We start from the raw sequence: 13968 nt of genomic DNA on the forward strand, positions 1-13968 counted from the left end.
ACGTCGCGGAAGTTGACGCCGGCGGCACGCATCGACACCCGCACCTGACCCGGGGCCAACGGCGCCAGCGCGTCGTCGGCCGGCACCAACGCCAGGCGATCCAACGACGACCCGCCCACCACGTCCAGCCGCCACGCCGCGACATCCGGCACCACAAGCGACGACGACGGCAACGCCCGCACCAGCCGCGGCACGAACACCATGGAACCGCGCACCGCCACCTGCGGCTCATCCAACCCGGCCAACCCGCGCAGGAACCCGTCCTCGCCGTCACCGTCGACGAGCACGATCCGACCCGGATTCTCCGACTGCGCCGACCGCAACAAACCCCACACCCCAGCCGCGTACGGGTCGACGGCCGCGCCGCCGGCCGGCACCGCGCCGGGCAGCACGACCACGAGCACCCCGTCGACGCTCGACGCCAGCCAGCCCTGCACGTGTGCCAACGCCACCGCGACGTCCGGCTCGCCCACCCGCCACACCTCGGCCGGCACGTCCACCGGCACCGCGTCGCGCAGCGGCGACCAGTCGACCCGCAGCAACGCCGCCCGGATGCCGGCGTCCGGCGTCGGCGTGCCGTCCCAGGCGCGAAGCACAAGACGGTCGATCGACGCCACCGGCGCACCGGCCGCGTCGGCCAGCCGGACCGTCACGCCATCGTCGTCGGCCGGGGTGAGCCGCACCCGCAGCGTCGACGCGCCGCGGGCGAAGAGGCGGACTCCGGACCACGAGAACGGCAGCATCGGCCCGGACCCGCCACCGACCGGTCCGCCGAGCCCGATCCCGTGCAACGCCGCGTCGAGCAGCGCCGGATGCACGCCGTACGCTCCCGGATCTACCGACTCGGGCAGCTCGACCTCGGCGTACACGTCGTCGCCGGCCCGCCAGGCACGCCGCAGCCCGCGGAAGGCGGGGCCGTAGCCGTACCCGGCGTCGGCGCCGGCCCGGTAGAACCCGTCCACGTCGACGGCCACCGCCCCGGCCGGCGGCCAGGTCGGCGGATCCGCGGGGGTGGTCGGGCCGGCCGCGCCGATCACGCCCGACGCGTGGCAGATCCAGTCGTCGCCGGTGTCCAGCGGGTGGTCGCCGCCGGAACGCGAGAACACCCGGACCGTACGGTCGCCGTCCGTCTCGGGCGCGCCGACGCGGACCTGCACCGACACGCCACCGTCTGCGTTCAGCGCCAGCGGCGCGTGCAGCGAGAGATCGCGTACCGCCGCCGCGCCGACGGCCAGACATGCCTGCCAGGCAAGCTCGACGAACGCGGTGCCGGGCACGACGATCCGGCCGGCGACCGCGTGGTCGGCGAGCCACGGCAGCGCCGCGAGCGTCCAGCGCCCGGACAGCACGACGCCGTCCCCGTCGGCCAGCACCACGCCGGCGCCGAGCAGGGGATGGCGAACCTCGGCGAGGCCGATCGCGGTCGCGTCGCCGCCGCGCACGGTCGCCGTGGGCCAGAACCGCTGCCGGTCGAACGCGTACGTCGGCAGTTCGCCGGGCGGGCCGTCGCCGGTCAGCGTCGACCAGTCCACGTGGCCGCCCCGCTGCCACAGCTCACCTGCGGAGCGCACCATCTGGGCCAGGTCGCCGGCGTCCCGGCGCAGCGACCCGATCGCCGCGCCGCCGCGTTCGTCGATCCCCGCCGTGAGCACCGGGTGCGGGCTGGCCTCCACGAACAGCCGATGCCCGGCGGCGACCAGCCCGGCCACGACGTCGTCGAAGCGCACCGGCCGGCGCAGGTTCTCGAACCAGTACCCCGCGTCCAGCTCAGCCGGGTCGACCCGCTCGCCGGTCACCGTCGAGTGCAACGGCACCGTGCCCGCCCGCGGGGTCAGCCCGTCGAACGCGGCCAGCAGCTCCGCCCGCAGGCCGTCGACGTGCGCACTGTGCGAGGCGTAGTCCACCGGCACCCGCCGGCACCACACCCCCTGCTGCGCGCACCGGGCCTCGACGGCGTCCACGCCGGCCACGTCGCCGGAGAGCACCACCGACGCCGGGCCGTTGGTCGCCGCGACCGACACGCCCGCGACGCCCTCGATCAGGGTCGCCGCCGTCTGCGGGTCGGCGGCGACCGCCAGCATGCCGCCGGTGCCGGCGATCGCGCGCAGCGCCCGCGAGCGCACCGCCACCACCCGGGCGCCGTCCGGCAGGGTGAGGATGCCGGCGACCACGGCCGCCGCGATCTCGCCCTGCGAGTGGCCGACCACCCCGGCGATCGGGACCCCGAGGGACTGCCAGAGCGCGGCCAGCGACACCATCACGGCCCACAGCACCGGCTGCACCACGTCGACCCGCGCCATCCAGCCGTCGTCGTCCGACCGCAGGACGTCCAGCAGGTTCCAGTCCACGAACGGGTGCAGCGCCGCCGCGCACTCGGCGATCCGCGCGGCGAACACCGGCGACTCGTCCAGCAGCGCCGCGGCCATCCCGAGCCACTGGCTGCCCTGCCCGGGGAAGACCAGCACCACGGCGCCGTCGCCGTCCGCCGCCGGTGGGCCCGCCGGCACGGTCGCCAGGTCGGCGACCAGCTCGTCGGCGGTGCCGCCGACGACCACGGCCCGGTGGGCCAGGCTCGCCCGGGTGGTGGCGAGCGCCCGGGCGACGGCGGCCACGTCCAGATCCGGCCGGGCGGCGGCGAACTCGGCCAGCTTCCGGGCCTGCCCGGCGAGCGCCGCCGCCGAGCGGGCGGACAGGATCCACGGCACTGTCGCCGGGCCCTCCGCCGTCGCCGCCGGCGCCGGTTCGGGGGCCTCCTCGATGATGACGTGGGCGTTGGTGCCACTCATCCCGAACGAGGACACGCCGGCACGCCGGACCCGGCCGGCCTCGGCGGGCCACTGCCGGGGCTCGGTCAGCAGCCGCACCTCCCCGGTGGACCAGTCGACCTTCGACGACGGGGCGTCGACGTGCAGCGTGGCCGGCAGACTGCGGTGCCGCAGGGCCATCACCATCTTGATGATGCCGGCGACGCCGGACGCGGCCTGGGTGTGCCCGATGTTCGACTTGATCGAGCCCAACCACAGCGGCTGCTCGCGGTCCTGGCCGTAGGTGGCCAGCAACGCCTGCGCCTCGATCGGGTCACCGAGGCGGGTGCCGGTGCCGTGCGCCTCGACCGCGTCCACGTCGGCCGGTTCGAGCCGCGCGTGGGCCAGCGCCTGCCGGATCACCCGCTGCTGCGACGGCCCGTTGGGGGCGGTCAGCCCGTTCGAGGCGCCGTCCTGGTTCGTGGCGCTGCCGCGCAGCACGGCCAGCACCTCGTGGCCGGCGCGTTCGGCGTCGGAGAGCCGTTCCAGCAGGAGCAGGCCGACGCCCTCGCCCCAGCCGGTGCCGTCGGCCGCGTCCGCGAACGCCTTGCACCGGCCGTCGGCCGACAGCCCGCGCTGGCGGGAGAACTCGGTGAAGATCGTCGGCGTCGACATCAGCGCGACGCCGCCGGTGAGCGCCAGCGTGCACTCCCCGGCCCGCAGCGCCTGCGCGGCCAGGTGGATCGCGACCAGGGACGACGAGCAGGCGGTGTCGACAGTGACGGCGGGACCTTCCAGGCCGAACGAGTAGGCGACCCGGCCGGACACCACGCTCGCCGCGCTGCCGGTGGCGACGTAGCCCTCCGCGTCGCCGTCCCCGGCGACGAGCAGGGCCAGGTAGTCCTGGCTGTTCGAGCCGATGAACACGCCGGTCCGGCTGCCGCGCAGCGAGGCGGGGTCGATCCGGGCCCGCTCGAACGCCTCCCAACTGGTCTCCAGCAGCAGCCGCTGCTGCGGGTCCATGGCCAGCGCCTCGCGCGGCGAGATGCCGAACAGGCCGGCGTCGAAGTCGGCGACGTCGCTGATGAACCCGCCGTGCCGGGTGTACGAGGTGCCGCTGTGGTCGGGGTCCGGGTGGTAGAGCCCGGCCAGGTCCCACCCCCGGTCGGCGGGGAACTCGGAGACCCCGTCCCCGCCGGCGGCCACCAGCCGCCACAGGTCCTCCGGGGTACGGATGCCGCCGGCGTACCGGCAGCTGATGCCCACGATGGCGATCGGGTCGTCGGAGCCGGCCGCCTGCTCGACGACGGTGACGGCGGGGTCGCCGGCCGTGCCGAGGAGTTCCGCGGTGAGGTGGGCGGCCAGCGCGGCCGGGTTCGGATAGTCGTAGACGAGGCTGGCCGGCAGGGTCAGCGCGGTCGCGGTGTTGAGCCGGTCGCGCAGCTCGACAGCGGTCAGCGAGTCGAAGCCGAGCGCCTTGAACGGGCGGTTCGGCTCGACCGCCGCCGGGTCCGCGTACCCGAGCACGGCGGCCACCTCGGCGCGCACGAGCGTCAGGACCAGCCGGAGCCGCTCGGGTTCGTCGGCGGCCCGCAGCCGGCGGCGCAGGGCGTCGTCGGCGGACGCCCGGGGTGCGGTCCCGGGGGCGGGCGGGCGGGCGGGGAACAGCGCCGACGGGCGGCCGGCGACGAACGCCGGCTGGAACCGGTCCCAGTCGACGTCGGCCACCACGATCTGTCCCTCGCCGTGGTCGACCGCGTGGGCGAGCGCCGCGACCGCCCGGCGCGGCGCCAGTGGCCGCAGGCCCCGGCGGCGCAGGTAGGTCTCGGCGTCGTCGGCGGTGATCATGCCGGCGCCGGCCCACGGTCCCCAGGCCACCGCGGTCGCCGCCCGGCCCTGCTGCCGGCGGCGGGCGGCGAGGGCGTCCAGGTAGGCGTTGGCGGCGCTGTAGGCGGCCTGGCCGCCGCTGCCCCAGATTCCGGAGATGCTGGAGAACAGCACGAAGACGTCGAGGTCGGCGTCGGCGAGCAGCCGGTCGAGGTGCGCCGCGCCGTCCACCTTGGCGCGCAGCACCGCCGCGTACCCGGCCGGGGTGACCTCGTCGAGGGCGGTGGCGTCGATCGCGCCGGCGGTGTGGATCACGCCGGTGACCGGGAGGTCCGCGGGCACCGCGGCGAGGACGGCGGCGAGGGCGTCGCCGTCGGCGACGTCGCAGGCCACCACCGACACCCGGCTGCCGTGGGCGGTCAGCTCGGCCACCCGCTCGGCGACGCCGGGCGCGTCCGGGCCGCGCCGGGACAGCAGCATGATGTGCGGGGTGCCGCGCTCGGCCAGCCAGCGGGCCACGTGCCCGCCGAGGCCGCCGGTGCCACCGGTGACCAGCACCGTGCCGCGCGGCTGCCAGGCGGCGCCCGGGCCGGGCTCGCCGGCCGCCACCAGACGGCGGCCGAGCGGCCCGCCGGCCCGCAGGGCGACCTGGTCCTCGCGAGTCTGGGCCAGCACGCCGGCGAGCTGGTCGGTGCCGTCGGCGGCCAGGTCGACGAGGCCGCCCCACCGGTCGGGCGCTTCCAGGGCGGCGACCCGGCCGAGGCCCCACAGCCGCGCCGCGTCGGGGTCGGCGACGGCGTCGTGCGGGCCCGCGGCGACGGCGCCGCGGGTCACGCACCACAGCCGGCCGGTGATCCCGGCGTCGCGGGTCGCGGCGAGCAGCGCGATCACCGCGGGGTCCGCGGCGCCCGCGACGACGACGCCCGCGACGTCGCCGAGCGCGCGCAGGCGGGTGGCGACGTCGGTACGGTCCGGCTGGTCGCCGAGGGGGAACGGGGACACCGTGGCCCCGCCGAGTCGCAGCGCGGCAGCGATCTCCTCGTCCTCGCCGGCCAGCAGCCAGGTGCCGTCGAGCGTGCCCGGGTCGAGGTCGACCGGTTCCCAGGTGACGCGGTGGCGTAGGTCCGCCACCCCGGCCGGGGCGGCGCCGAGCCAGTAGTGCTCCCGCTGGAACGGATAGGTGGGCAGCGCGGCCGGGGTGCCACCCCAGTCGGCGAACAGGGCCCGCCAGTCCACCGCCGCGCCGTGCGCGTGCAGGCGGCCGGCGGCGCCGAGCACCGTGTGCACCTCGTCGTGGTCGCGCCGGGCGGTCGGGGCGACCACCGCCGGTGCGCCGTCGAGGCAGAGCCGGGTCATCGCGGTGAGCACCGCGTCCGGGCCGGCCTCCAGGAACCGGGTGGTGCCCTGGGCGCGCAGCCACCCGATGCCGTCGGCGAAGCGCACCGCCTCCCGGACGTGCCGCACCCAGTGCTCGGCGGTGAACTCCGCCACCGGCTCACCGGTCAGGTTCGACACGATCGGGATACGCGGGGGCGCGTGCTCGAGGTGCGCGATCGCGGCGGCGAAGTCGGCGAGCATCGGCTCCATCAGCGCCGAGTGGAACGCGTGCGAGACGGTCAGCCGGGTCGCCTTGTCGAATCGCGGCGCCAGCGCGTCGATCGCCTCGGCCGGGCCGGAGAGCACCACCGACGTCGGGCCGTTGACCGCGGCGACGTCCACGGCGGTGCCGGCGATCGCCTCCCGCGCGGTGTCCTCGCACGCGCGCACCGCGAGCATCGCGCCGCCGGCCGGCAGCGCCTGCATGAGGCGACCGCGGGCGGCGACAAGGGTCACCGCGTCGTCGAGGTCGAGCGCGCCGGCGACGTGGGCCGCGACGATCTCCCCGATCGAGTGGCCGAGCAGGAAGTCGGGGGTGATCCCCCAGCTTTGCAGCAGCCGGTGCAGCGCGACCTCGTAGGCGAACAGGCCGGCCTGGGCGTGGACGGTCCGGTGGATCTCGTCGGAGTCCAGCGCCGCGCGCAGCCCGTCGAACCGGTCGACGATGCCGTCGAACACGTCGGCGAACACCGGGAACGCCTCGGCGAGCGCGCGGCCCATGCGGGGCCGCTGGGCGCCCTGCCCGGTGAACAGGACGGCGGTGCGGCCGGGGTGCACGGTCTCGCGGACCAGGTTCGCGTCCGGGCGTCCCTGGGCCAGGGCGTCGAGCGCGCCGAGCGCGTCGGCGCGGTCCCCGGCCAGCACGACGGCCCGGTGCTCCAGCGCGGCCCGGGTGGTGGCCGCGGCGAGGCCCACCGGGAGCAGGTCGGCGGCCGGTTCGGCGGTGAGCAGGCCGGCCAGCCGGCCGGCCTGGGCGCGCAGCGCCGCGTCGGAGCCGGCCGCGAGCGGGATCGGCACGATCCGCGGCGTGGTGACGGCCACGGCGACCGGACGCTCGTCCGGCGGCGCCTGCTCGATGATGGCGTGGGCGTTGGTGCCGCTGATTCCGAACGAGGAGACCGCGGCGCGGCGCGGCTGACCGGTGACCGGCCACGGCCGGGCCTCGGTGAGCAGTTCGACGCCGCCGGGCGCCCACCCGATGTTCGGGTCCGGGACGTCCGCGTGCAGGGTCCGGGGCAGTTCGCCGTGCCGGATCGCCAGCACCATCTTGATGACGCCGGCGAGGCCGGAGGCGGCCTGGGTGTGCCCGATGTTCGACTTCAGCGAGCCCAGCCAGAGCGAGCGTCCGGTGGTCCGCTCCCGGCCGTAGGTCAGGTGCAGGGCGTGCGCCTCGATCGGGTCGCCGAGCGTGGTGCCGGTGCCGTGGCCCTCGACCACGTCGACGTCGTCGGGCACCAGTCGGGCGGCGGCGAGCGCCTGCCGGATCACCCGTTCCTGCGCGGGCCCGTTGGGGGCGGTGAGACCGTTCGACGCGCCGTCGGAGTTGACCGCGCTGCCGCGCACCACCGCGAGCACGTCGTGCCCGAGCCGGCGGGCGTCGCTGAGCCGCTCGACCACCAGCACGGCGGCGCCTTCGGACCAGCCGGTCCCGTCCGCGCCGGCGGCGAACGACTTGCAGCGACCGTCGCCGGCCAGGCCGCCCTGCCGGGCGAACTCGGCGAACACGGCCGGGCCGGGGATGACGGTGACCCCGCCGACGACGGCCAGCGTGCACTCGCCCTGCCGCAGGGCCTGGGCGGCCAGGTGCAGCGCGACGAGCGACGACGAGCAGGCCGTGTCGACGGTGACGGCCGGGCCCTCCAGGCCGAGCGTGTAGGCGATCCTACCGGAGATCACGCTGTTGGCGGTGCCGGTGAGCAGGTGCCCCTCGGTCTGGCTGGCCGCGGCGCCGGCCCCGTACCAGGAGGCGGAGGCGCCCACGAAGACACCGGTGCGGCTGCCGCGCAGCGACAGCGGGTCGATGCCGGCCCGTTCCACCGTCTCCCACGCCGATTCGAGGATCAACCGCTGCTGCGGGTCCATCGCGACGGCTTCGCGGGGGCTGATGCCGAACAGGCCCGCGTCGAAGGCGTCGGCGTCGTGGACGAAACCACCCTGCCTGGCGTACGGCGGCGCGTCCGCGGCGTCCGGGATCTCGTCCCAGCCGCGGTTGACCGGGAAGCCCCCGATCGCGTCCCGGCCCTCCGCGACGAGCTGCCAGAGCCCGGCCGGGTCGGTCACCCCGCCCGGCAGCCGGCAGCCCATGCCGACGATCGCGATGGGCTCACGTGCCGCGCTCACCAGGTCCCGGTTCTGCTGACGCAGGCGTTCGATCTCCTTCAACGAAGCGCGCAGCGCTTCGACGGTCTTCTCGGCGCGGTCGCTCATCAGGATCTCCCACCGTTACCCAGGGTCAGCTGCATCAGTCGTTGTCGTTCTCGAGCGCGATCTGGATCAGCGCGTCGACGTCGAGGTCGTCGATCTGCTCGCCCGCCGGCCCGGAGCCGGCCGGGTCGTCGTCGGCGGCCAGCCCGGCGACGCGCAGCAGCACGTCGAGCACGCCGGCGTCGCGCAGGCGGGCGATCGGCACGGTCGCCAGCGCGGCCCGCAGCGCGTTCTCCTGCTCGTCCGGGCCGCCGGCCGCCCCGACGCACAGCTCGCGCTCCAGGTAGGCCGCGGCGGCGACCGGGGTCGGGTGGTCGAACACTAGGGAGATGGGCAGGGTGAGCGCCGTCACCGCGTTCAGCCGGTTGCGGAACTCGACGGCGGTCAGCGAGTCGAAGCCGAGTTCCTTGAAGCTGCGGTTCTCCTCGACGCCGGCGCCGGTGGGGTAGCCGAGGCTGTCCGCGGCGGTGCGGCAGACGAGGTCGGCCAGCACCCGGTAGCGGTCGGCGGCCGGGAGGCCGGCGAGTCGGTTGCGCAGCTCCCCGGTGACCGGTGCGGTCGGCTCCGGCACGTCCACGGCGTCCGGCGCGGGTGCCACCGCGCGCATCAGCGGGCTGGGCCGCATGGCGGTGAAGGCGGCCAGGAACGGCGTCCAGTCGACGTCGGCAACCGTCACGCAGGTCTCGTCGTGGTCGACGGCGTGGCCCAGCGCGGTCAGCGCCGACCGGGCCGGCATCGGCCGCAGCCCGCGGCGGCGCAGGAACGCCGACGCCTCCTCGGTGGCCGCCATGCCGGTGCCCGCCCAGGGTCCCCAGGCGACAGCGGTCGCGGTACGGCCCCGCAGCCGGCGCCGCTCGGCGAGCGCGTCGAGGGCGGCGTTGGCCGCGCTGTACGCCGCCTGGTGGCCGCTGCCCCAGATCCCGGCGATCGACGAGAACAGCACGAACGCGTCCAGCGGCGCGTCGGCGAGCAACTCGTCGAGGTGGCGGGCACCGTCCACCTTGGCGCGCAGCACGCTCGCCATGTGGTCCTCGGTGGCGGTGTCGAGCGTCTGGCCGGTGTCGACGCCGGCGGTGTGCACGACGCCGGTGACCGGCCGGTCCGCCGGGACGGCGGCGAGCACCGCCGCGAGCGCGGCCCGGTCGGCGACGTCGCAGGCGGCAACCGTCACCTGGGTGCCGCCGGCGAGCAGGCCGGCGGTCAGCTCGGCCGCTCCGGGCGCGTCCGGTCCGCGGCGGCTGAGCAGGAGCAGGTGCTCCGCGCCCCGCGCGGCGAGCCAGGTGGCGACCTCGGCGCCGAGCGCGCCGGTGCCGCCGGTGACGACCACGGTGCCGGTCGGGCGCCACGGCGACCGGGCGGCGGACGGCGCGGCGGCCCGGGTGAGCCGGCGGCCCGACGCGCCGCCGTCGCGCAGCGCGACCTGGTCCTCGTCGCCGCCGAGCACCCGCGCCAGGTCGGCGCGGCTGCGGTCGGTCCAGCGGGCCGGGCCGTCGATCAGCCCACCCCAGGTCTGCGGCCAGTCCAGCGCGGCGGCCCGGCCGAAGCCCCAGATCTGCGCGTGCGCGACGTCCACGTCCGGGTCGGCGCCGGTCTGCACGGCGGCGCGGGTCAGGCACCACAGCGGCACGCCGATGCCGGAGTCGTCCAGGGCCTGGAGCACGGTGAGGGTCCGGGCGGCCGCGTCGGCGAGCCCGGCGGGCGGCGCCCACAGCACCCCGGCGGGGGCGCATCCGTCGGCCGCGGCCCGCAGGGCGACAGCCAGGTCGGTGCGGGTCGCCGCGTCGCGGACCGGCACCATGTCGTGCAGCGGCGGCTCGTCGCCCGGCGCGGCGATCACCAGCCACGGCCCGGTCGCCGGCGCCACGGCGGCGCGGTCCAGCGGCTCCCACCGCACGGCGTGCCGCAGGTCGAGCACGGCCGCCTGGTCCCGCTGCCGGCGGTGCCAGTTCGACAGTGCCGGCAGCACGCTGCCGAGCGCCTCCCGGGACGGGGCGCCGGCGTCGAGGTCCAGGTCGGCGGCGATCGTGTCGAGGTCGCCGCCGGCCACCGCGTCCCAGAAGTGCCGTTCGGCGGCGCCGTCGTCGGCCGGGCGGGCGGCCCGGTCGGCGAGCCAGAACCGCTCCCGCTGGAACGCGTACGTGGGCAGGTCGACCCGGCGCGCGCCGCCCGGGTACCAGGCGTCCCAGCGCACCGCGGCGCCCTCGGCGGACAACCGGCCGGCGGCCCGGGTCAGCGTCTCGGCCTCGTCGCGGTCGCGCCGTTGGGTGGCCACGACGACCGGGGCGAGTTCGCCGCCGGCCGGCGCCCGCAGGCACGCCGGCAGCATGGCGGCGAGGACGCCGTCCGGCCCGATCTCGACGAACGCGGTGACCGCGTGGTCCTGGAGCCACCCTACGCCGTCGGCGAAGCGGACCGTCTCCCGGGCGTGCCGCACCCAGTAGTCGGCCGAGTATCCGTCGACCGGCTCTCCGGTGAGGCCGGACACGATCGGGATCAGCGGACGCCGGTACGTCAGGCCGCCGGCCACCTCGGCGAACTCGGCCAGCATCGGCTCCATCAGGGCCGAGTGGAACGCGTGCGACACGGTCAGCCGGGTCGTCCTGGCGAACCGGTCCGCCAGGGCGTCGATCGCCTCGGCGGGGCCGGCGACGACGATCGACGTCGGGCCGTTGACGGCGGCGATGTCCACGCCCTCCGGGAGCATCGGACGGACCTCGGTCTCCGGGGCCTGGACCGCGAGCATCGCGCCGCCGGCCGGCAGCGCCTGCATGAGCCGGCCGCGGGCGGCCACCAGGGTCACCGCGTCGTCCAGGTCGAGCACCCCGGCGACGTGCGCCGCGGCGATCTCCCCGATCGAGTGCCCGAGCAGGAAGTCGGGGGTGATCCCCCAGCTCTCCAGGAGCCGGTGCAGCGCCACCTCGACCGCGAACAGGGCAGCCTGGGCGTGGACGGTGCGGTGGATCTCCTCCGACGTGAGCGCGTCCCGCAGCCCGTCGAACCGCCCGCAGATCTCGTCGAACGTCTCGGCGAACACCGGGAACCGGGCGGCCAGTCCGGCGCCCATGCCGATCCGCTGGGCGCCCTGCCCGGTGAACAGGAACGCGGTGCGCCGGTCCTGGGCGGTGCCGGTCACCAGCCCCGGGGTCGGGGTGCCGGTCACGAGCGCGTCGAGCGCGGCGGCGTACCCGTCGCGGTCGGTGGCGGTCAGGACGGCGCGGTGGCCGAGGGTGGCCCGGGTCGCGGCGAGCGCGGCCCCGACGTCGGCCGGGTCGAGCCGCGGTTCCCGGTCGAGCAGGTCGCGCAGCCGGGTGGCCTGCGCCCGCAGCGCGTCGGGGCTCTGCGCGGACAGCGTCCACGGCAGCGGGCCGTCGGCCGGTGGCGCGGCTGCCGGAACGGCGTCGGCGCGCGGCGCTTCGAAGATGGCGTGGGCGTTGGTGCCGCTGATGCCGAACGAGGAGACGGCGAAGCGTCGTGGCCGGTCGTCGGTGGTGTCCCAGGGTCGGGCCTCGGTCAGCAGCCGGACGGCTCCGGTGGACCAGTCGACCTCGGGGGTCGGCTCGTCGACGTGCAGCGAGGCCGGTAGCTCCTGGTGTCGCAACGCCATGACCATCTTGATGATCCCGGCGACGCCGGCCGCGGCCTGGGTGTGCCCGATGTTGGACTTGACCGAGCCGAGCCACAGCGGCCGGTCCCGGTCCTGCCCGTAGGTGGCGAGCAACGCCTGCGCCTCGATCGGGTCGCCCAGCTTCGTGCCGGTGCCGTGCGCCTCGACCACGTCGACGTCGGCGGCGCTCAGACCGGCGCCGGCGAGGGCCTGCCGGATCACCTTCTGCTGGGCCGGGCCGTTCGGTGCGGTGAGGCCGTTGGAGGCGCCGTCCTGATTGACCGCGCTGCCACGGACCACCGCGAGGATCCGGTGCCCGTGCCGGCGGGCGTCGGACAACCGCTCCACCACCAGCACGCCGGCGCCCTCGCCCATGCTCGTACCGTCGGCGGCCGCCGCGAACGGCTTGCACCGCGCGTCCGCGGCCAGCCCGCGCTGGCGGGCGAACGAGGTGAAGATGCCCGGGTTGGTGAGGACCGTGACGCCCCCGGCCAGGGCAAGGTCGCACTCCCCGGCGCGCAGCGCCTGCGCGGCCAGGTGCAGGGCGACCAGCGAGGAGGAGCACGCGGTGTCGATGGTCACCGCCGGGCCTTCGAGCCCGAACTGGTAGGCGACCCGGCCGGACATGACGCTGGTGACCGAGCCGGTCAGCAGGTGTCCCTCGACGCCGTCGGGCAGCTCCACGCCGAGCCCGTAGGTCGAGGAGGCACCCCCGACGAACACGCCCGTCGCCGAGCCGCGCAGCGAGTCGGGTGAGATGCCGGCGCGCTCCAGCGCCTCCCAGGACACTTCCAGCAGCAGTCGTTGCTGGGGGTCCATGGCGAGGGCTTCGCGGGGGGAGATGCCGAACAGGCGGGCGTCGAACTCGGCGGCGGCGTCGACGAAACCACCCTCACGCACGTAGGTCGCGCCGGGACGGTCCGGATCCGGGTCGTACAGGTTCGCCAGGTCCCAACCCCGATCGGCCGGGAACCCGCTGATCGCGTCACGGCCGCCGGCCACCACGTCCCACAGCTGCTCCGGCGACGACACCCCGCCCGGCAGCCGGCAGCCCATGCCGACAAGCACGATCGCGTCGTCCTCGACGTCGACGCTCGGTGTGGTCGCGCGCACGCCCGCACCGTCGTGGCTCTCCCCGGTGAGCCGCTCCAGCAGGAAGCCGGCGAGCGCCGCCGGTGTGGGGTAGTCGAAGACCAGCGTCGCGGGCAGCAGCACGCCGGTGGCCGTCCGCAGCCGGTTGCGCAACTCGACCGAGGTGAGCGAGTCGAAGCCGAGCGTCTTGAACGCCTGGTTCGGGCTCATCGCCTCGGCGGGTTCGTGGCCCAGCACCGCGGCCGCGTGGCTGACGACGGTGTCGAGCACGAACCGGTGTCGGGCGGACGCGGGCAGGGCGGCGAGCCGGCTGGCGAAGGTGTCGGTGTCCGGTGCGGCGTCGCCGGCCCGGCGCAGGGCCGGTCGGACGAGCGAGCGGAGCAGGGCCGGGACCTCGGTCTCGCCGCTGCGGTAACCGGCCAGGTCCAAGCTGATCGGCACCACGTGCGGCAACGGCAGACGCACCGCCTCGTCGAACAAACCCACACCCAACGACGACGACAACACCCCACCGATACGCGCCACCGCACGCCCATCCAAATGCGCCGTCATCTCCGACAACGCCGCCCACAACCCCCACCCCACCGACAACCCCGGCAAACCCTCCGCCCGCCGCCGCGCCACCAGGCCATCCACAAACGCGTTCGCCGACGCATACCCCGCCTGCCCCGCCGTCCCGAACGTCGCAGACGCCGACGAGAACACCACGAACCACGCCAGATCCCGACCCCGCGTCAACTCATCCAAATGCGCCGCCGCCACCGCCTTGCCCGCCCACACCGACGCCACCCGCTCACCGGTCAAACCCTCGAACGCACCGTCATCGAGCACCCCGGCCAGATGCACCACACCGGAGAGGTCCCCGATCTCGTCGAGCACCCCGGCCAACACCGCGCGATC

2 protein-coding genes are annotated in these 13968 nt (G+C 76.3%); both read right to left on the minus strand.

What is annotated here, in order from left to right; genetic code table 11:
* Positions 1 to 8375, minus strand: an 8375-nt coding sequence (locus tag T398_RS25795) for a type I polyketide synthase (protein ID WP_496450424.1), incomplete at its 3' end; no start/stop codon positions are given.
* 34 nt (positions 8376 to 8409) lie between these two features.
* Complete coding sequence (locus T398_RS25800; protein ID WP_496450425.1) at positions 8410 to 13947, minus strand: type I polyketide synthase; 5538 nt, start codon at positions 13945 to 13947, stop codon at positions 8410 to 8412.
* Between the last annotated feature and the right edge of the window lie 21 nt (positions 13948 to 13968).

It is taken from the genome of Salinispora goodfellowii, assembly GCF_059570675.1.